The sequence below is a fragment of the Pseudomonas sp. PDM30 genome (genome assembly GCF_019218985.1).
Taxonomy (GTDB): domain Bacteria; phylum Pseudomonadota; class Gammaproteobacteria; order Pseudomonadales; family Pseudomonadaceae; genus Aquipseudomonas; species Aquipseudomonas jessenii.
On sequence record NZ_JAHUWM010000004.1, the window covers coordinates 215,738 to 236,508 of the forward strand.

17 protein-coding genes are annotated in these 20,771 nt (G+C 60.6%); 2 read left to right on the top strand and 15 right to left on the bottom strand.

Annotated elements, in window-relative coordinates; all coding sequences use genetic code 11:
* Nucleotides 1-121: 121 nt before the first annotated feature.
* Nucleotides 122-1,546 (bottom strand): bifunctional D-glycero-beta-D-manno-heptose-7-phosphate kinase/D-glycero-beta-D-manno-heptose 1-phosphate adenylyltransferase HldE, encoded by a 1,425-nt coding sequence (hldE, locus tag KW840_RS11600; protein WP_090452776.1) that lies wholly within the window; start codon nucleotides 1,544-1,546, stop codon nucleotides 122-124.
* Nucleotides 1,547-1,756: 210 nt separating this feature from the next.
* Nucleotides 1,757-3,559: a lipid A export permease/ATP-binding protein MsbA gene (gene msbA, locus KW840_RS11605; protein WP_057712276.1), complete on the bottom strand. Its 1,803-nt coding sequence runs from the start codon at nucleotides 3,557-3,559 to the stop codon at nucleotides 1,757-1,759.
* A gap of 154 nt (nucleotides 3,560-3,713) precedes the next feature.
* On the opposite strand from msbA, the gene KW840_RS11610 reads away from it, so the two are divergent.
* On the top strand, nucleotides 3,714-5,576 hold the full coding sequence (locus tag KW840_RS11610) for an O-antigen ligase family protein (RefSeq protein ID WP_218495197.1): 1,863 nt from the start codon (nucleotides 3,714-3,716) through the stop codon (nucleotides 5,574-5,576).
* Entirely contained in the window at nucleotides 5,576-6,799 is a 1,224-nt protein-coding gene (locus KW840_RS11615; RefSeq protein ID WP_218495198.1) for an acyltransferase, read from the top strand. Before KW840_RS11610 ends, KW840_RS11615 begins: the two co-directional genes overlap by 1 nt.
* Nucleotides 6,800-6,865: 66 nt before the next feature.
* Here KW840_RS11615 and KW840_RS11620 read toward each other — a convergent pair whose 3' ends face one another.
* From KW840_RS11620 to waaC, 13 genes are all read right to left on the bottom strand, one after another.
* Entirely contained in the window at nucleotides 6,866-7,750 is an 885-nt protein-coding gene (locus KW840_RS11620) for a glycosyltransferase (protein WP_218495199.1), read from the bottom strand.
* Nucleotides 7,747-8,901: a glycosyltransferase family 4 protein gene (locus KW840_RS11625; protein WP_150754789.1), complete on the bottom strand. Its 1,155-nt coding sequence runs from the start codon at nucleotides 8,899-8,901 to the stop codon at nucleotides 7,747-7,749. Before KW840_RS11625 ends, KW840_RS11620 begins: the two co-directional genes overlap by 4 nt.
* Complete coding sequence (locus tag KW840_RS11630) at nucleotides 8,898-10,340, bottom strand: PIG-L family deacetylase (RefSeq protein ID WP_218495200.1); 1,443 nt, start codon at nucleotides 10,338-10,340, stop codon at nucleotides 8,898-8,900. Before KW840_RS11630 ends, KW840_RS11625 begins: the two co-directional genes overlap by 4 nt.
* 8 nt (nucleotides 10,341-10,348) lie before the next feature.
* Complete coding sequence (locus tag KW840_RS11635) at nucleotides 10,349-11,245, bottom strand: GNAT family N-acetyltransferase (protein WP_218495201.1); 897 nt, start codon at nucleotides 11,243-11,245, stop codon at nucleotides 10,349-10,351.
* Entirely contained in the window at nucleotides 11,245-12,375 is a 1,131-nt protein-coding gene (locus tag KW840_RS11640; protein WP_218495202.1) for a glycosyltransferase, read from the bottom strand. The genes KW840_RS11635 and KW840_RS11640 overlap by 1 nt, the downstream gene beginning before the upstream one ends.
* Nucleotides 12,359-14,116, bottom strand: a complete 1,758-nt coding sequence (locus KW840_RS11645; RefSeq protein ID WP_057712283.1) for a carbamoyltransferase — start codon at nucleotides 14,114-14,116, stop codon at nucleotides 12,359-12,361. The genes KW840_RS11640 and KW840_RS11645 overlap by 17 nt, the downstream gene beginning before the upstream one ends.
* A gap of 166 nt (nucleotides 14,117-14,282) precedes the next feature.
* A complete protein-coding gene (locus KW840_RS11650) occupies nucleotides 14,283-14,618 on the bottom strand; it encodes a YceK/YidQ family lipoprotein (protein ID WP_079246814.1) in 336 nt (111 codons plus the stop codon).
* A gap of 228 nt (nucleotides 14,619-14,846) precedes the next feature.
* Nucleotides 14,847-16,298 carry a lipopolysaccharide kinase InaA family protein gene (locus KW840_RS11655; RefSeq protein WP_218495203.1) on the bottom strand — a complete coding sequence of 484 codons (1,452 nt, stop codon included), beginning with the start codon at nucleotides 16,296-16,298 and terminating at the stop codon, nucleotides 14,847-14,849.
* Entirely contained in the window at nucleotides 16,298-17,050 is a 753-nt protein-coding gene (locus KW840_RS11660) for a lipopolysaccharide kinase InaA family protein (RefSeq protein ID WP_090452769.1), read from the bottom strand. The genes KW840_RS11655 and KW840_RS11660 overlap by 1 nt, the downstream gene beginning before the upstream one ends.
* On the bottom strand, nucleotides 17,047-17,781 hold the full coding sequence (locus KW840_RS11665; protein ID WP_218495204.1) for a lipopolysaccharide kinase InaA family protein: 735 nt from the start codon (nucleotides 17,779-17,781) through the stop codon (nucleotides 17,047-17,049). Before KW840_RS11665 ends, KW840_RS11660 begins: the two co-directional genes overlap by 4 nt.
* A complete protein-coding gene (gene rfaP / locus KW840_RS11670; protein WP_218495205.1) occupies nucleotides 17,781-18,587 on the bottom strand; it encodes a lipopolysaccharide core heptose(I) kinase RfaP in 807 nt (268 codons plus the stop codon). Before rfaP ends, KW840_RS11665 begins: the two co-directional genes overlap by 1 nt.
* Nucleotides 18,588-19,709: a glycosyltransferase family 4 protein gene (locus KW840_RS11675; protein ID WP_218495206.1), complete on the bottom strand. Its 1,122-nt coding sequence runs from the start codon at nucleotides 19,707-19,709 to the stop codon at nucleotides 18,588-18,590.
* Nucleotides 19,709-20,770 (bottom strand): lipopolysaccharide heptosyltransferase I, encoded by a 1,062-nt coding sequence (waaC, locus tag KW840_RS11680; protein WP_046039742.1) that lies wholly within the window; start codon nucleotides 20,768-20,770, stop codon nucleotides 19,709-19,711. The genes KW840_RS11675 and waaC overlap by 1 nt, the downstream gene beginning before the upstream one ends.
* Between the last annotated feature and the right edge of the window lies 1 nt (nucleotide 20,771).

Here is a 20,771-nt window from a genome sequence, read left to right on the forward strand (position 1 = left end):
TCGGCTGCGAAGCAGTCGGAGAACCCGTGCATGCGGTGTACCTGATACCCCGCAGTTGCAGGTTTTAGGGTCGCTTCGCAACCCAACGGGGGCAAGCCCCCTCGCCACAGGTGGCCGCAGATTATTCAGACTTGCGGATCTTCTCGACAATCGCGGTGGTCGAGCTGTTTTCCACCAGCCCCAGCACTTTCACGGTACCGCCATAGGCCGTCACGATGTCCGCGCCGACCACCTGGTCGATGCCGTAGTCGCCGCCCTTGACCAGCACGTCCGGCTTGACCGCGCTCAGCAGGTTTTCCGGGGTGCCTTCCGAGAAGCTGATCACCCAGTCCACCGCACCCAGGCCGGCCAGTACGGCCATGCGCCGGTCGACACTGTTGATCGGACGGCCTGGCCCTTTCAGGCGGCTGACCGATGCATCGTCGTTGATCGCCACGATCAGGCGATCGCCCTGGGCCCGCGCCTGCTCCAGATAGGTCACATGACCGGCGTGCAGGATGTCGAAGCAACCGTTGGTGAACACGATCCGCTCGTTGTGCGCGCGGGCATCATCGACCGCCAGCAACAGCTGCTCAAGGCCCAGCACTCCACGCTCGGAACCTTCCTCGCGCTGAATCGCACGACGCAGTTCAGGCGCACTGATGGCCGCCGTACCGAGCTTGCCGACTACAATACCGGCCGCCAGGTTGGCCAGGGCCACCGCGTGGGGCAACTCCTCACCCGCAGCAATCGCGGCCGCCAGGGTGGAAATTACTGTGTCGCCGGCACCGGTCACGTCAAACACTTCACGGGCCCGGGCCGGCAAGTGCAGCGCTGGATGATCCGGGCGCAGCAAGGTCATGCCGTGCTCGCCACGGGTCACCAGCAAGGCACCGAGGTCCAAGTCGTGCATCAGTTGCGCGCCCTTGCTCACCAATTCGTGCTCATCGGCGCAACCACCGACGATGGTTTCGAATTCGTTGAGGTTTGGCGTGATCAGGCTCGCACCACGGTAGATCGAGAAATCCTTGCCCTTGGGATCGGCCAGCACCGGAATGCCGCGGGCACGGGCAGCCTGGATCAGCGCCTGATGGTTTTTCAGCGCGCCTTTGCCGTAGTCGGACAGCACCAGCACCTTGATGCCTTCGAGCAACTCATCGACCTGCGCGGCCAGCGCCAGCGCGTCGGTGGCGAAGGGTTCTTCGAAGTCGATGCGCAGCAATTGCTGGTGACGGCTCATGACCCGCAGCTTGACGATGGTCGGCTGGTGCGCAATGCGCTGGAAGATGGCCCGCACGCCGGCGCCCTTGAGGCTGTTGACCAGGCTGTTGGCGGCTTCATCGTCGCCGGTGACACCGACCAGCGAAGCCGGAGCCCCCAGGGCGGCAATGTTCAAGGCAACGTTGGCAGCACCGCCCGGGCGGTCTTCGATGTGATCGACCTTGACCACCGGCACCGGTGCCTCAGGAGAAATCCGTGAGGTACCACCATGCCAGTAACGGTCGAGCATGACATCGCCGACTACCAAGACAGGGGCTTGATCGAATCGCGGCATGGACAACTTCATGGTGCAACCCACATACAGAATGAACAGGGGCGCGATATTAACACAGGGTTGGTGTCGGCTAGTGCGGTGGCTGCAACGGGATGATTCGCCAGCATTTTTCGCTCATTTTTTGAGCAATAAACCCGCTAGGCGAAATCATCAAAGTCACGGTAGTGGCTGACCGGTTTCGACGGGAGTGCGAAAGGGCGAGCCAGGCTCGCCCTTTCGGGGTCAGGCGATGTCTTCGGCCGGGGCGTCGAGGCCCATCGCGTTGAGGCGCGAGTAGTAGCCGTTTTGCGCCAGCAGTTGTTCATGGGTGCCGCGCTCGACGATTTTCCCCTGATCCATGACCAGGATCAGGTCGGCCTTCTCGATGGTCGACAGGCGGTGAGCGATCACCAGCGTGGTGCGACCTTTCATGACCTGGTCCAGGGCTGCCTGAATATGCCGCTCGGACTCGGTATCGAGCGCCGAAGTCGCCTCATCGAGGATCAGCAGCGGAGCATTCTTCAACAGTGCCCGGGCAATCGCCAGGCGCTGGCGCTGGCCACCGGACAGCAGCACGCCGTTTTCCCCGACCTGGGTGTCCAGGCCTTCAGGCAATTGAGCGATGAAGTCCATCGCGTAGGCATCCTTGGCCGCCTTTTCAATGTCTTCACGGGGTGCGCCAGCCAGGTCGCCATAGGCGATGTTGTTGGCCACGGTATCGCTGAACAGGGTCACGTGCTGAGTCACCTGGGCGATATGCCGACGCAGGTTCAACAGCTTGTACTGCTCCACTTCGACGCCATCGATCAGGATTTCGCCCTTGTCGTGGTGATAGAAACGCGGAATCAGGTTGGCCAGGGTCGACTTGCCGCTGCCCGAACGTCCCACCAACGCCACCATTTGCCCGGGCTCGACCGAGAAACTGATGTCATTGAGCACCTGGCGCTCGGTGTCAGGGTAGGTAAAGCTGAGGTTGCGCACATCCAGGCGACCGCTGACCACATCACGCTCGACGGTGCCGGTATCGACTTCAGGCTGGACATCCAGTTGCTCGAAGATACTTTCAGCGCCGGCCACGCCCTTCTGGATGGTCGAGCTGACTTCGGACAGCTGGCGAATCGGCTTGGGCAGCAGGCCAGCCAGGGTGATGTAGGCCACCATGTCGCCGGCCGACGCATCGCCCCGCAGGAACAGCACCAGGAACATCAGCACGGCCATGGCGGTGTAGATCACCAGTTGCAGCAACGGCGTGTAGATGGCGCCGGTGCGGGTCATGCGCAATTGCTTGTCGGTGTTGCCCTGGCTGGCATCGAAGAAGCGTTTCTCTTCGTACTTTTCACCGCCGAAGCTGCGCACCACGCGATAACCCTGGATTGTTTCGGACGCCACATGCGTCACGTCCCCCATTGCCAGCTGGATTTTCTTGCTCTGCTTGCGGAATTTCTTGCTGGCCGTGCGCACCATCAGGGCGATCAACGGCAGGATGGCGACCATGACCAGCGTCAGGCGCCAGTTCATGTACAACAGCGAGGCAAACAGGAAGATCACCGTCATGCCTTCACGGATTACGACCTTGATCGCATCTGTTGCCGCCCCCGTGACCATGGTCACGTTGAAGGTGATACGTGAAATCAGGTGCCCCGAGTTATGCTTGTCGAAATACCGGTTTGGCAACACCAGCAGGTTGTTGAACAACTGGACCCGCAAGTCATGGACCAGGCCCAGGGAAACCTTGGCCAGGAAGTAGTTGCCCAGGTACGACCCCAACCCCTGCCACGCGGCGATCAGGATGATCAACAATGGCACCGCCTGCAGCAGTTGCAGATCCCGCAGGTAGGGCACTGTTGGAAACAGAACCGCTTCAGGATTGGATAGACCGTCGACGAAGTACTTGAGAATGTAGCCCAGCATTGGCTGTGTCGAAGCGAAAATCAGAAAACCGACGATGCTGATCAGAAACAGGCTGATATACGGCCGGACATAGCCGAGCAGGCGGAAGTAGATTTTCAAGCTCGATGGGCTTGCGCAGAGACTGGAGTCGGTCATATCACGCGAATGTCGATGAAAAGGACGCTGACTTTACCACAGCTTCCCCAGGGTTCTGGCAATCGCATACAGTCTGTGTATTGTGGCGCGTCACATAGCCACCAGATGTCCCTGCCTTGGTATGGTCGCTCAATTCAGGAATAAGTTACCCAGCATGCAATTAAACGTTTTGAACAGCACGTCCAACAGAATCTTCGATTTCATTTGTTTGTGGATCCTTCCGCTCGGTTATTTGTTGCTGCTTTGTGCGCTGTTTTTCCTGCCGGGGCGCAGTGTGCATCACAAGCTTTATTATGGCCTGTTCAGCATTCCGGCACTCTTTGCACTGTGCCTGCGGCCGCGGCTCGGCAAAGAGTTGCTGCGCGAGCCGATCGTCATTGCAGTCCTGCTATTTATGGCGTGGGCACTGCTCAGCCTGAGCTGGAGGCCAGACGACGACATCGACTTTGGCCAGTTCAAACCGCCATTGCACACCTTGTTACTGTTCGTTGGCTGCTACCTGCTGGTGCGCTTTCGCAGTGAAATCATCCAGCCCCTGCTGTTCTGCGCCGCGACGGTGGCACTGGTCATCTCTGCCTACAACCTGTACAGGTTCGACCAGATCTACCAACCGGAAATGCGCCTGATCGGTGTAGGCGCATTTGACAATCCACTGCTCAGCTCCCACGTTTTCGGCTTTTTTTGTACCTATTGGCTGAGCCTGAGCATGACGTGCAAGCGACGCCAGGTACTTTGGCTGAGCGTACCGGCGATGGCGATCATGTTCGCCGCAGTGCTGGCCACCGGTTCCAGGACCCCACTGGTTGCACTGACGCTGGCTGCGCTTTGGCTGTGTTTCATCTGCTGGAATCGACGCTCGGTCTTCATGCTTGGCGCCATGTTCTTCGCCGGTACGGCGACTTTCGCGTTGTTTGCGGACAAAATCTTCGAAAGAGGCAGTTCCTTCCGCATCGAGCTCTGGCAATTGACCCTGAACAGGATCGCTGAGCACCCATGGATCGGGCACGGCTACAACGCCGCACTGAGACTGGACCCCGGCGTCGGCTACAGCCTTCAAGAACCCCATAGCTTTGCCCTGGGCGTGCTCTACTACGTCGGCATTATCGGCCTGCTGCCATGGCTGTTCTTTCTCGCATGGGGCTTCATCAGCAGCCGACGTCATCGCGTGCAACCGCTGTTCATCATTGCCTCAGCCTGGCTGGCCTTCGGTATCGGTGCAGGCCTGACCGAGGGTGGCGGGATCATCTCTCGCCCCAAGGAACACTGGTTCCTGCTGTGGATCCCCTTGGCGCTGATTGCCGCATTGAGCATCAATCAGCGGGCTCGGCGCCTGCTGGACACGCCGATCAAGACGGCGACACCAAGCGCCCTGCAACAGCTGACTGCCGATGCCAGGGTCATTGAAGAGGATGGTCTGGGCCCCAAGGTCCTGCGCCTGACCGATGGCAGTTTTCTCAAGCTGTTCCGTCGCCGTCGCTGGTATACCTCGGGCAGTTTCACGCCCTACTCCGATCGTTTTGCCGTCAATAGCGTGCAACTGCGCGGCATGGGCATCCCGACACCGCACATCCTCGACCTTTACCGGTTCGAAGACGGCAGCACCGCCGTGCATTACTCCCCGTTGCCGGGCAACACGCTGCGCCAGATCCTGCAAGGCATCACCGCCCCGGCAGTGCGCCAGGCACTGGTGGAGCGCTTCGGCAAATTCATGGCTCAACTGCACCAGCAAGGGGTCTACTTCCGCTCCCTGCACCTGGGCAATGTGCTGGTGCTGGAGGACGGCGAGTTCGGCCTGATCGACCTGGCCGACCTGCGAATTTACCCCTCGGCATTGAGCCCTTCCCTGCGTCGGCGTAATCTGCGCCACATGCAGCGCTACGCATCTGATCGGCATTGGTTGTTCGAGGATCACTTCGAAGCACTGCTGCTGGGATACGCCGCGACGGCCTCGAAAGCCGACGTGGATAATTTGCACAGGCACGTGCTGGCCGGGAGTCCTCCGGCCCAGGCTCACTGATGACAGAAACCAACCCGCTTATCGCGATGGCGGCCTACCTGATCGCCATCGCGACCGCTGCGCTACTGTTGCGCAGCGTGCCGAGAATCCCCCGAGAGCTGGAGCATTGCGGCGAAAGCCGCTTTGCCGGCATCGACGGCTTACGCGGGTATCTGGCCTTCGGCGTGTTCGTGCACCACTCGATCATTACCTGGATCTTTCTGCAAACCGGCGTGATGGATTTTCCACCGAGCAACTTCTACTCGCAGCTCGGCCAGGGTAGCGTCGCCCTCTTTTTCATGATCACCGGCTTTCTGTTCTGGAACCGCTTGCTCACCCACGGACGGCAACACGACTGGCTGGCATTTGCGGTATCCAGGCTGTTTCGCCTCTACCCGCTCTACCTGCCGCTGATGTTGATCGTGTTTGTCTGCGTGTTCTATTTGCAGGACTGGGAACTCAAGGACTCCGGCACCCAACTCATTGGCCAGACCCTGGCCTGGCTGATCTTCGACCGGCCAGACGTCAACCAGTACCACCAGACCGGCATGCTGATCTCCAACGTCACCTGGACGCTGGGGTACGAGTTGTTTTTCTATCTGGCCCTGCCACTGGCCGCCATGGTGTTCATTTATCGCGGCGGCTGGATGCAGACGGTGCTGTGCCTGATCGGCATCTATACCCTGTACCAGGTGGTCGGCTGGGAACACTCGCTGAAGAAGCACTTCCTTGCCAGCTTCCTCGGCGGCATCGCTGCGGCGTACTGGATTCGCCGTCCACAATGCGTCGCCTGGAGCCTGTCTCCGCTGGCGGGCATCATCGCCCTGCTCGCATTGGCGATCGCCTTTACGGCGTTCAACCGGGCATTCAACCTGGGAGCGCTGCTGCTGCTTTCACTGTTCTTTGTGATCGTGGCGTCCGGCAATACCTTGTTCGGCGCCCTGAGACCACGCAGCATCCGCTGGCTGGGGGAAATCAGCTACAGCACGTATCTGCTGCACGGTTTCGTGCTCTGGGTACTGGTGCAGCGGCTGCCGCCGATATTGCACCTTGACGTCCGGCAAGCCTGGGTCTTCCTGCCGTTGCTGGCCGTGTGCAGTTGCCTGCTGATCATCATCAGCAGCCTGACTTACCTGTACATCGAAAAGCCCGGTATCAATGCCGGCAAGAAAACCCTGCACTGGTTGCGCCAGAACAGGAAGCCGAGGAAAGAACTTCCGGAGGAAACGGCTCAACAACGTTGAGCCGTTTCCGGGGGCATGTCACCGAGGACAATGCCCGCCTTCCCTTCCTTGAATCCAGCCTCTGGCTCAGTCTTTCTCCAGCCGTGAGAAATACATCCGGCCCAGCCCACGCCAGGTTTTCTTGTTCCAGGCCTTGAATGGAATCTGCGCCAGCAACTCCCGCGCCAGCTTGCGATCACGGTTGGCGGTCTTGAGGAACATGGAATTGAGGAACTTGTAGCGCACCTCGTCATACAGCGGGTGATCGCTGAAGAGCGCGTAGGTGCGCAGGATGCTGTCGATCATGAAGCGGTGATTCTTGTAGGAGTTGGTGGCGTGCTTGCGATAGCGCGCCATCAACACATTCAGACCATCGATGAAGTAACCGGCATGGGTCACCTTCAGCTCGATCAGCAAGTCTTCCAGGCGAATGGTCGGGTCGAAACCACCCACCTTATCCAGCGCTTCGCGGCGGATCATCAGGGTGGGCGCCGGAGGATAGGGCTTGCGCTCGAGGAACATGTCGTCGAAATCCAGACGACGGAACGGCACATCCCGACGCTGGCGCTTCTCGGGGTAGAGATTGCCGTCGGCGTCGATCAGTTCGATGTTACCGGCGCAAATGCCGACCTCGGGCTTGCCCTCCATATGCGCGACCTGAGTGGCGATTCGCTCCGGCAGCATGATGTCATCCGAACCGAACGGCACGATCAGGCTGCCCTTGGCCCGGGCAATTGCACCGTTGAGGGTGTTGGTCAGCCCCTGGTTTTCCTGAACCCGGAAGTCGAAGCCATGGATGGCCTGCAATGCCTTGATCCGCGCGACGCTGTCATCCTTTGAGCCGTCGTCGACCACCAGCAACTCGATGTTCCGATAGGTCTGGTTGAGGACGCTGAGAATGCTTTCCTCGATGTAAGGAGCGTGGTTGTACGACGCGATGATGACCGTGACGATGGGTTGCGCGTCGTTCATGGCTGCTCCTTGCGGGCCTGTTCCAGGCCGGAATCGATCAGATTGAGGTATTCGCGACGGAACTCCTCAATGTCATGGTGTTGCTGCAGATAACGGAAGGACTGCTCGCCCTTGGCCTTGAGCTCGTCATCCGAAAGGCCAAGGTAAGTGTCCAGCGCCGCCTGCAGCGTCGGCACATCCTTCGGCGTAATCGCCAGGCCACCGGCCCCCTCGATGAGCGGCAACATGGCCGGCACGTTCGAGGCGATCACCGGCAAATGCCCGCTCATGCCTTCGAGCAGCGCCAGCCCGAGGCCTTCGGCCAAGGAAGGCATGGTCCAGATGTCGAAAGCTCGAATGTACTGCAGGGCAATTTCCTTGAACCCCAGCAAATGGGCGCGACCGCTGAGGCCGAGGCGGTCGATTTCCGCGGCCAGGCGCGACTCTTCGCGGCCGGCACCAATGATCGCCAATTGGGTATTGGGGTATTTGTCCTTGAGTGCCGCGAAGGCCTGCAGCAAATAGATATGGCCCTTGACCGGCACCAGTCGCCCCAACGCACCGATCAGCCGCACCGACGGATCGATGCCCAGCATTTCACGGGCCTTTTCACGACTGTGTTGCAGACCTTCGGCCTGCTCGATGTCGATGGCATTGGTGATGGCATAGGTATTCTGATCGGTGAAGCCACAGTCACAGTCCAGCAGATACTGTTTCACCGCTGGCGACACGCCGACGAAGCGCCAGTGACGATCAATCAGGCGCTGGGTCTGGCGGCGCCGGTAAAAACGGTCGTACTCGCCAAAGCCGTGGGAAATGCCGATGCACAGCGGCACTTTCAACCAGCGGTTGAGCGCCAGCATCATGTTCACCGGCTTGAAGCGGTTGCAGATCACTACATCGAATTTTTCCCGACGGCAGAACTTGTACAGCTGCCACATGGCCCGCAGGCGCATGCCCTTGAGGGACTTGTCGGAAAATTCGAAGTACACCGAACGGTCGGCTCGGCTCACTGCTTCGCCCGGCCCTGGTTTGCCGCGCAGAAACGCGGCGGTCACTTCATAGCGATCACTGGGCAGGGCCTTGACGATTTGCTCCGCGAGGTCGGCGAAATCATGGGCTTTGACATTGTAGTCAGGCTGCAGCTGCAAGACCTTTGACCGCTGACTCATAACTCTCCCCGCTGAGAAACATTGCCTGGTGTGTGCTTGATGGACCACAAAAGCTCGTGGCGCCGGACGGCCTTGCGAAAGAATTCGTTCTGACCATAGGTGGACGGCAACCGGCCGGCCAACAAACGTTGTATCAACCGACGCAAGCGACGCTTGAACGGCATCGCCGATTGCAGGTCGTGCATCATGCCCAACGCCATGGCCTTGTCTCGCTGCTGCTCCAGCGGCAAGGGCAGGCAATAAGGCTGCATCGGCTGGGCCGGATCGAAGGCCGGCGGCAAGGCGATGCCATCACCGGTATCACCCATCGGCCAGCGGTCGTTGTCGTGCAGGTGGTTGGCATAGCCCAATAGCGTGGTCGGCTGCCAGTCCAGGCCTTGCAAGGCTTCGAGAACTGCCGCCTGGGCGCAGACATGGTCGGGATGCGGATCGAGGGTCGGATGCGGCAGGACGATGACCTCGGGGCGGGCCCGCAGCAGCAACTCACGCAGATCCGCCAGCAGATTGTTCCAGGTCGGCGCGCCATCGGCATCGCCCGGCAGCGTGAAAGGATTCAACTGACGGAACAGCCGGGTATCGCCCAGGTCCGCTTCCCGCGATCCCGCGGCCACCGCAGGCGCGGCCTGCATGCTCGCCAGTTGCAGACAGAAATAACCCAGTTGTACGCAGCGGGCCTCGGGTACACCGGCCCAACGTGGCACGGTGATGCTGTCCCAGGTGCGCAGGCGGCCTTTCAAGCGGGCCGCATCGACCTTGTTCAGTCCCATCTGCTGGTAGTGTTCGGCTTCGATTTCGCCCGCTGTCAGCGTGACGACCCAGGTTTCGTCGGCCTGGCTGTACAAACCGTAGGCTGCCAGCTCGGCATCATCGGCGTGGGGCGCGATGACCATCACCCGTTGACGCCGATAATCCGGATGCTCCAGTGCCCACAGCACAGGCTCACCGAACACACGACAGAAACGCCCGCGCAAGCGCAGCTCACCACGCGACAGCGCCTGAGCCTGACCACTGAGATTGAGGTAACGCAGGCCGTTTACGCCTCGTTCGAAGGTTTGTCGGTCAGGGTTTTCGCCCCCCGCCAACTCGACCACTGGATCGATAAAACGTCCCAGCCAGGTGCTTTTCACCCGCAGGGCCAGCACCAGCGTCGCATCGTCGACCAGCATCACGCCCTCGTCCAGCCGCAAATGTTCACCGTTCAGGTGCACCTTGGGCTGGGGCGTGTAGGGGGGAAAGCTGTACTGGTAATCGTCTTTCGGTGAGTAGAACAGGTGGTCGGCAAACCAGGCCTCGTGGGCAACCCAACCCAGAACCGCCAACACCAGCGGCAACCACCAGGCCACCAGCACACCCATGACGATCAACAGCACCAGCGCAATCAGCAGGCCGATACGTTTATTGCGCCGATGGCGCTTGAGCAGTTGCTGTTTGCGGCTCATGGTTTGGCTCATACGGTGAAGACCGGCACGGGGTTGCACCAGCGATCCTTGTACTCACGGTCGGCGCGACCGAAGGAAAAGCGCAACGGTTTGTCCTGCGCCCGGGCATGCTCCCAGGCGCTTTGCGTATTGAGGAAGCTCAATACGCTACCGGGGCTGAATTCGCGGGTTTCGGGATCAACGCCGCCGTTGATGTACTCGACGCTGATCCATTCCGGCGCTTCGACGCGGTACACCAGTTGAATCGCAATCGGCGCATCGTTGAGGAAGATCACCGAACCGATCAGCAACTCGCGCAGCAGTTCGAGGACTTCGGCCATGCGCGCAGCGCCGGTGGCCGGGAACCCCCAGCGACGCTGGAACAGATCACAGTAGATCGCCGCCAATTCAGCGCTGGAAAATTCGCCGACCGGACGCACCACACCGCCCGCCTCTTCCAGCAGACGCAATTCGCGGCGCTGGTTGTAGCGAAACTTCTTCGACAGTTCTTCCGGGGTACGGGCCATGGCCAGTTGTTCTGCCTGCAACTTCATGCCGCTGAAGCGGGTTTCGTTGAGTGCCGACAAGTAGCGTGCACGATGGCGCAGAGGAGCCTGAACATCAGCGGCGGCCGGCAAAATCAGCTCGGCATTGCCGAGATCGAACAGGCCTTTTTTGCCGTTGCGCTTGAGCACATCCTTGGACAGCGCCACATCGCGGCCCCAGGTCGGGATCGCGGCCTTGACTTCGCCCTGTTGCTCCCAGGCCAGGTATCGCACCGGGATGCCGGCAAGATCCGCCAGTCGTTCGACCACCAGAGGGTGAGTCGCGACGCTTCCGCCAAATTGCTGCCAGGCTTTTGCGTAGGTAGAGGCGTCAACGGGCGACCAGCCACGTTCGCGCCAGCCTTGGAGTCGGTTGAGCATCAGCCCCTCGGTGCCAGATCGGTAACTTGCGGCAGACGCCAGAAGGTGTCGCGCACCGCACGGTCGGAGAAACGCTCACGCAAGCGATCGAGCATCATCTCGGCGCATTGACAGCGCTGTTGATCATCCATACCCGCCAAATGTTGCAGGCCTTGTGCAAGGTGTTCAGCATCGCCGAGCGGGAACAGAATGCCCACGCCTTCGACCACTTCCTTCGCCCCGCCACACGCTGTGGCGAGCAAGGGTACGCCAGCGGCCATTGCCTCCAGCAGCACCATGCCGAACGGTTCGTGATCGGAACTCAGGGCAAATACATTAAAGGCGCGGAAGTAATTGCGCGCGTCCGGCACCTGACCGAGGAACAGCACCCGATCACCGATACCCAGCTCCCGAGCCAGCTCCTTGAGATCCTGCTCCAGACGCCCCTTGCCGAGAATCACCAGTTGGCTGTTACCCGGAAGACCCGGCAACGCCGCAGCAAAACCGTGCAGCAGAGTAGCCTGATCCTTGTCCGGGTGCAGTCGGCCAACGTTGCCGACAATCCACGCATCAGCCGAGAGACCGAGGGTTTCCCGAGCTTCGCGAGCGGAAACCTGACTGGCTTGCAGCGCAGGCACGTCGATACGGTTGTAAAGGGTTTGAATACGCGTCGCCGGCCATTTCGGCAGGCATTGGCGCATGTCATCGCGCACCGCATCGGACACGCCGAGCAGGCTCAGACGCTTGCGGAAAATATGCGCGAACAGCTTGCGCGTGCCGCGTTTGTAATCGTCAAACGCGTGGTGCACGCCAATCACCGGCAACGAAGTGCCGAGCAAGGCGATGTAGATCGGCTTGAAGCGATGGGCGATGCAGAAACTGAAGTTGCGCGACGCGGCGATCTTGCGCAGATCGCCGATGGCACCCAGCTTCAGGCCACGAATGGCCTTGGAGCTGTATTCCATGAACAACACTTCATCGGAAGCACACGCTGCGGCCACCTCGCTATCGGCAGCCCCGGTCAGAAAGACCGTGGTCACCCGATAACCGGTGCCCGCGAACAGGCTGGCGTACTGCCGTGCGCAGTCCAGGAACGGCCCGTCATAGCCGTGGCAGAACTGCAGCACATGGCGTTCAGCCGAGCGAGTCATAAGCGTTTGCGCCCTCTTTGACCACCAGGATGTCTTCCATGATCAGGTACTGCAGATCCGAGCCGAAGAACATATTCAGCGCATCGGTCGGCGAGCAGATCATCGGTTCGCCGCGACGGTTGAGCGAAGTGTTGAGCGACACGCCGTTGCCGGTGAGCACTTCCAGCGCTTTCATCATGTCGTAGTAGCGCGGGTTGTATTCGCGCTTGAGCACCTGGGCGCGGGAGGTGCCGTCTTCGTGGACGACTTCCGGCACGCGGGTTTTCCACTCTTCCGCCACTTCGAAAGTGAAGGTCATGAACGGCGCGGGGTGATCGATCTTGATCATCTGCGGCGCCACGGTGTCGAGCATCGACGGGCAGAAAGGCCTCCAGCGCTCGCGGAACTTGATCTGGTGGTTGATGCGGTCGGCCACGCCCGGCACGCTTGGGCAACCGATGATCGAACGCCCGCCCAGTGCACGCGGACCGAACTCCATGCGGCCCTGGAACCAGGCCACCGGGTTGCCATCGACCATGATTTTGGCGATCTGCTCCGGCATGTTGTCGAGCTTGCGCCACGTCGGCTTGTTGGCGTGACGGGCGCAGGCTGCGATCACGTCTTCGTTGCTGTACGACGGGCCGAGGTAGACGTGCTCCATCTTCTCGACCGGCACGCCGCGGGCGTGGGACACATAGGCCGCTGCGCCAACTGCGGTACCGGCATCACCGGACGCCGGCTGTACGAACAGCTCTTTGACGTCGTCGCGGGCGATGATTTTCTGGTTCAGCTTGACGTTCAACGCACAGCCACCGGCATAGGCCAGTTTGCCGGTTTCCTTGAGCACGTCGCCCAGGTAGTGGTCGATCATCTGCAGCGCAATCTTTTCGAACAGCGCTTGAATGCTGGCGGCGTAGTGGATGTAAGGCTCGTCGGCGATGTCGCCTTCGCGCTTTGGACCCAGCCACTCGATCAGCTTCGGCGAGAAGTAGTAACCCTTGCCCTTTTCTTTGTAGCGACGCAGGCCGATGACGTTGGCGTAGTCGGTGTTGATCACCAGTTCGCCGTTTTCGAACGAAGCCAGGCGCGAGAAATCATATTTGCTGGCGTCGCCGTACGGCGCCATGCCCATGACCTTGAACTCACCGTCGAGCATATCGAAACCGAGGAACTCGGTGATCGCGCCATACAGGCCGCCGAGGGAGTCCGGATCGAAGAATTCCTTGATCTTGTGGATCTTGCCGTTTTCGCCGTAACCGAAGAAGGTCGTGGCGTACTCGCCCTTGCCGTCGATGCCCAGGATCGCGGTTTTCTCTTTGAAACCGGAACAGTGATAAGCGCTGGAGGCGTGGGCAAGGTGGTGCTCGACCGGCTCGATCTTGATCTTCTTCGGATCAAAACCCAGTTGCTCCAGGCACCAGACGATCTTGTTGCGATAGCGCTTGTAGCGACGGTTGCCCATCAGGATCGCGTCGAGTGCACGGTCCGGGGCGTACCAGTAACGCTTGGCGTACTGCCAGCGGGCCTTGCCGAACAGACTGATCGGTGCGAATGGGATCGCGACCACGTCAACGTCGGACGGCTTGATACCGGCCTGTTCCAGGCAGAATTTCGCCGATTCGTAGGGCATGCGGTTCTTTGCATGTTTATCGCGTACGAAGCGCTCCTCTTCAGCCGCCGCGACCAGCTTGCCGTCGATATACAGGGCTGCGGAAGGATCATGGCTAAGGGCGCCGGACAGGCCAAGAATCGTCAATGCCACAGGGGTCTAGCCTCTTTAGTCTGCATGCAGGCGCAAGCGCCTCAAAAATTAATGTGCCCTCGCAATGAGCGAGAGACAGCTAAAGGGCGGGATTATAGCGTAAAAGCGGCGGCAAACCTCTAGCAGCAAGCGGCATGCAACCACGGCCGGGACCTCACGGCATTTTTTATCCGCGCGCAGGCCGCCAATAGATGGAGATACTGCCGTCCACGCTTTGCCGGTAAATCGTGTACGGCAAGACAACGGTATCCAGCGCGCCAGACACGGCCAGATCCACCAATACGAGCGGCACAAGGATACCCGTAGGGTCTGGCGGTGCATTCAAGACACAGAAGTCGTAGGCAAGGCCGCTGTAGACCCGTGGAATGGATTGGCAATAGGTCTTTTGCCGACGCAGCCCCTGCGCGGCTTGGGCTTCATCCTGCAGGACGGTGGCGGCGGTCCCGCACCCCGTTAGCGACACTGATAAAACACCCGCTGAAACTGCCATTTTGATCGTCACTGCCTGCCCTCCGAGAACGTCAGGCAAACTAGCATCCGGGCGATTTGGGCCACAGTTCATGACTTCCCAAGATCGCGTAGGACGGTTCACAAGAACTTGTCTGCTTTCTCGGTTGGCAGTACCGGCCTCATCGCGAGCAAGCTCGCTCCCACAGTGGTTCTCGGCCGCACACAAAATATGTGCCCGACAAAGATTCAGTGTGGGAGCGAGCTTGCTCGCGATAGCGGTTTAAGCAGCGCTGGAGATGTCCTTGGGAAGACGCTGATCAATGACCTGATAAAGGGCACTGCCTTCAGGCCAATTGCGCATGAACCGCGCGCGATCCCTTGCATACGCCGGGGAGAAACTGCCGAGGGAGCCGTGCTGGCACATCGAATCGAGGTCGATCAACGCCCAGCGATCCCGCTGCCAGAACAGGTTATGCCCCTTGAAATCGCCATGGCTGATGCGTAGACGAATCAACTCGGCGAACAGATGATCCAGTGCCGCCAGCTCGGCTTCCGGCGCATCACCACGCTCCACATACGGCGCAAAACGCTCGATGATGTCCGGCCCCGGCAGGTACTCGGTGATCAGGTAAGCCCGGCTACGCAGCCACAGGAAACGCTTTTCCAGCAACGCCAGCGGCTTGGGCGTGGCAATCCCGAGGAACGCCAGGCGGTTGCCTTCGCGCCATGAATGCCAGGCCCGGCTCGGGCGCCAGAAGCGCTTGAGCCAGTGGGCAAAACCCTTGATGTTGTAGCGCTTGATCACGAGCGTGCGGCCATCCACCTCGACCTTGCCGACGCTCGCCGCACCGCCGGTCTTGTACAGGTGCCCTTGATCGAGCAAGGCATCGGCCTGCTCCAGCACAGGCACCATCGACGGCACTTCCTCGCGGCGAATCGCCCGCAACCCGAAGGCTCCGCGCTGGACGCTGAACAGCGTGCACTCGCGGCCGACCTTGATCAGGAAGTCCTTGAGGCGCCAACTGCGGACCTTGTCGATCTGCTTCTGCAACGCCTCCATGGGTAAGGCGTGTTCGCCGTTGCTAAGCAGGTAATACACCAGCAACTCTTCAATGAAGGGTTCAATCGACTTCGGCAACTGGGCGAAGAACACCCCGAGGTTTTCCAGGACCTTCTGCCGGGACAGCGGCTGGCCAGGTGTCTCGCAGCAGATACCTGCGCCATCGATCAGGTACAGGCGACCGCCCTGGCGCAGCAAATTGTCCAGGTGCAGGTCTTCCTGCCACAGGCCCTTGCGATGCATCTGGCCGATCGCGCCCAACGCCTCGGCCAGCACCGCCCCTTGCCCATCGGACAGTACGGGCTGCTGCTCCACCTGCATCCAGGTGTCGCCCAGGCTTTCGGCATGCTCAAGGAAATCAAACAGCAGCCAGCCACCCTCGCCGTCCTTCAGGCCATCGGCCAACAGCTGCGGCGTGGTCAGCCCCTGGGCAGAGAGCAGGCGCACGCCATCCAGTTCGCGCTGAAAATGCCGTGCAGCCTTGCTGCCGACCAGCAATTTGGCCAACACCGGCCGGCCACGCCAGACGCCGGCACCGACATAACGCTGCCCCGGCAACACCCGCAACAAGCTCAGCAGTTGCAGCTCGGCGGGGCCGGCGGCGTCGGCCAACGAAACGCTCAGCGGCAAAACGGGAGTGCGGCCTGCGGTCTTCAGTTCGGATAAACGCATCAGCGCGGCCTCTTTTGGCTACGCCGCGCAGTCAATCGCTGCAGCCAGCTATCGATCAGCGAGCTGTCCTGCGGCTGATCCAGATAGGCGGCCAGCAATTGCCGCAGTTGCGACTCGCCCCACTCGGGCGCACGGCGCGTCAGCGGCTCCAGATCCTTGATTCGGTCACGCTGCCCGTACAGCAGCGGTCGGGTCTTTTCCAGGTCGATCAATTGAGCCTGATAGCCGTTGCCGGTGGCGCGCATGAAAATGTGCTTGGGATAGAAGCACCCATGCACCTGGCGTGCGGCGTGCAGCTGCCGGGCCAGTTCGCCACTGGCCTTGAGGATTTCCGAGTGCTGCTCAGGGCTCAATTGAGTCCAGCGCTGCAACAGCGAGTCGAGGTCGTCCCAACCGTCCAGCGCACGGGTCAGCAGGATCGCGCGGACCTCGCCATTGACCTTGCGCTCCCCGTAGAACACCGCTTCGAGCGCCGGAATGCCCATCTTCCGGTAACGGGAGATGTTGCGAAACTCGCGAGCGAAACTCGGCTCGCCGAACGGTGCGCGCAAGGTGCGGGTCAGGTAGTTGCTTTGACGCTTGAGGTAGAAACCATGACCTTCCAGGTCCAGCCGAAACACGCTGCTCCAGCCGCCGCCACCGGTGTTGGGTTCGTCCACCGCATCGAGCTGTTTGGTCCAGAGTGCCTCGAACGTGCCGAGGCCATGGCGCTCAAGCAGCGCACGGTCTTCAGCGGCCAGAAAGTCAGTCATTCGCGTCCCTCGAAAAATCTCACCACGTGCCGGATGCGTTTTTTGTCCGCAGCGTTGAGCCGGGTCCGGTTGCGGTATTGCAGGTAAAAGCGCAGGCGCTGTGTAGCCGACAATTGATATTTGGCGACCTTGTCCAGGCACGCCAGATCCTTGGTAATACGGTACTTGAGCCAGAAACCGCGCCAGAAATCGCCGTTGGGGCAATCGATCAAAAACACTCGAGCCTGATCGTCGATCAGTAGGTTGCGCCACTTCAAATCATTATGGGTGAAGCGGTGGTCGTGCATGGTCCGGGTGTATTGGGCCAGCTGACGACTGACGGTATCGACCCAGGCGCGGTCCGACAGCTTCGGGTCGTGGCGCTCGGCCAGTGCCGACAAGTCCTCGGTACCCGGCAGCTCCCGGGTAATCATCGCGCCGCGAGCGTAGGCCGCACCGCGCCGCTCCAGCCCCCAGGCCACCACTTCGGCAGTGGGGATACCCCACTTGGCAAAGCGCTTGAGGTTCTGCCATTCCATCTTCACCCGAGGCTTGCCCAGGTAACGTCGCAAGCCTTTGCCGGCGCCCACATACCGTTTGACGTAATAGTTGACGCCATTGCGCTCGACACGGATGACCTCCGAGAGCGCGTCACGGGTCAAACGCTCGCCTTGCAGCGCAAACACAGCCTCGAGGCTGCCGAAGTCATCGGCCAGCTCGCTGTAGGCCGGTTCCAGCTTCCAACCCGACATCAGAGCGCATCCCCGTATCGCTGTTTACGCTCGTAGAGCTTGTTGGCCTTGCCGTCGAGCCATGCCAGCAAAGCTGCCTCTTCACACAGGATCTGTCGTAGCGGTAGCTGGAAATAGCCTTTGAGGAAACGCAGCTTGTCGCGGCGGGTCAGGCCGATGTCCAGCGCGGAAAAGTACAGGGCAGCCAGGTCCTTGTTGCGCCAGCGCAAGGTGATCGCCGGGCGGGTCTGGGCACGGTGCAGGTCGATCACCGAAAGCTTGAAGTCGTCGGCGGTCACCGGTTTGTCGGTGTGCAGCAGGAAATGGCAGATGTAGCAGTCGCGGTGGTTGACCCCGGCGCGGTGCATCATGCCGGTCATGCGCGCAACTTCAGCGATCAGTGCGCGCTTGAGTTTTGGCTCCGGTGGCTGCCGGGTCCAGTTGATGCTGAAATCTTCCAGGCTGACCGTTGGCGCCAGCTCTTCGGTGACGATGAACGAATGTTGATCGGCCGGGTTACGGCCCTTCTCGCCATATGCGACGGCGGTCATGGTCGGCACGCCCACTTCCTGCAGGCGCTGAATCGCCTTCCACTCCTGACCGGCACCCAGTACAGGAAGCTTGGCCGTCAGCAGGTTCTTGAATATTTCGCCCCAGCCGATGCCACGGTGGATTTTCACGAAAAACCCGTTGCCGTCGACTTCCGTGCGTAATGTCCGGCGTGCTTCCAGCTCGCGGTACACCTCGCCCTTGAGCCCCTCGACTTCGGCGAACGGGTCGCGTCCGGCCCAGAGGCTCTTGAACGGTTCAGCCAGCATCAACTTCATTTAAGCGTGCTCCGCCAGAATCACATCCGCCGCGTGCTGCGGCATGCTGTAGAGGTCGGCCGTTTCGGCGAAGGCCAGACCATTGCGGCTCCAGGCCGCCCTTGCTTGAGCGTCGTTCAACATGCCGGTCAGGTACTGCGTCAGCTGTGCCTGATCGAACGGTTCGTCCAGCACCAGGCCAGCATCGGCCTCGGCGATGTAATGGGCGTAACCGCACACCGCGCTCACCAGCACCGGCAAGCCGGCCACCAGGGCTTCGAGCAGCACGGTGCCGGTATTCTCGTTGTACGCCGGGTGGATCAACAGATCGGCACCCAACAGGAAACGCGGAATGTCACTGCGCCCTTTGAGGAACGTGACGTTGTCACCCAGCCCCAAGGTCGCGCTCTGCATCTGGAATAACTTGGGGTCATCCTGGCCAATTACAAACAGCCGGGTGCGCTTCTTAAGATCAGCGGGCAATGCCGCCAACGCCTTGAGGCTGCGATCGACGCCCTTGGTCTTGAACCCGGAGCCGATCTGCACCAGCAGCAGTTCATCGTCCTTGAGATTGAATTCAGCGCGGAACCTGGCACGAATTTCATCGGCATCGGCCGGCCGACGCCGATCCTGGGCGATACCCGGTGGCAGCAGGTGAAAGCGCTCCAGCGGCGTGTCGTAATGCTTGATGAACAGCGGTTGCTGGACCTCGGAAATCATCAGCACTTCGGTCTTCGCCTCTTTGGCAAACACCGCCCGCTCGTATTCGGCGAAGTGGCGATAGCGGCCCCAGCGGCGATACAGCGAGTTACGCAGGTTCTGCGCCTTGTCTTCGAAACAGCCGTCGGCGGCGTAGTAGACGTCCAGGCCCGGCATCTTGTTGAAGCCGATCAGGCGGTCGACCGGGCGCTTGGCCAGGTCCGCTTCCATCCATTCGCTGAGCTTTTCGTTGCGCCGATGGTTGAAGAACGCCTTGACCGGCGCCACCAGCACTTCGAAACCCGGCGGTACGTCGCCTTCCCAAATCAGCGTGTAGACGCGAATCTGATGGCCGCGCTTCTGGCACTCCAGGGCGATTCGCATGAAATCGCGCTGCAAGCCGCCAAATGGAAAATACTTGTACAAGACAAATGCCAATTGCATCAGCGCAGCTCCTCAGCCATTAACAACGTGCTCAGTCGGCTCGCGACACGCTCGGGATTCAGACGCGTGAAGCACAACGGCCACTCGCGTTTCAGGTCAAACTGACGGGCATCTTCAGCCGTCGGTTGATAAGTGCATTTCTTTTGCAGGCACGGCGCACAAGGGAAGTCGCTGGCCAGGTGAATCTGCACCTTGCCATAGGCGCCGGTCAGGCCTGGATTGGTCGGGCCGAACAGCGACAGCGTCGGCACATCCAGCGCGGCGGCCAAATGACCCAGACCGGTGTCCACCGCCACGCAAGCTTGCGCGCCCGCCAGTACCTTGCCGACACCGGCCAGGTTCAGTTTGGGCAACACCTCGGCGTGTTTGAAACCGGCTGCGATGCGCTCGGCCCGGGCTTTCTCCAGCGCATTGCCCCACGGCAGTTTCACCCCTACGCCCAGGTAGCCGACCCGCTCGGTCAGCTCACGCCAATAGGCTTCGGGCCAGTGCTTGGTGTCCCAGGTGGTGCCGTGCAGAAACACCACGTACGGATTCTTGCGCGGCAATTCCACCAGGCGCTCGATATTCAGGCCGTAGTCACCCAGGCCTTTGGGCAAGTCATAGCCCAACGCGATGGCGAACAACTGACGCACTCGCTCCACCGCGTGCTGCCCGCGGGCAACGGCCAGGCGTCGATCGTAAAAGCGCGCAGCGATGGGTTCGCGTGCAGAGTTTTTATCGAGGCCGGCCACCGGCGCCTTGACGTAACGGGTCAGCCAGGCGCTTTTCAGCAAGCCCTGAGCGTCAATCACCAAGTCATATTTCGTGGCGCGAACGCTTTGCTTGAAGCGCTTCCACTCACCGCTCTTGATGGTCTGCCAGATGTTTTTGCGCCAGCGACGTATCGCCACCGGAATCACCTTGCCCACCGCCGGATGCCAGGTCGGGATCTCGGCAAAGCCTTCTTCCACCACCCAGTCGAATTTGATGCCGGGGATCGCCCGCGCCGCGTCGGTCAACGCCGGCAACGCATGAATGACGTCGCCCAGCGAAGAAGTCTTGATCAACAGAACCCGCAAG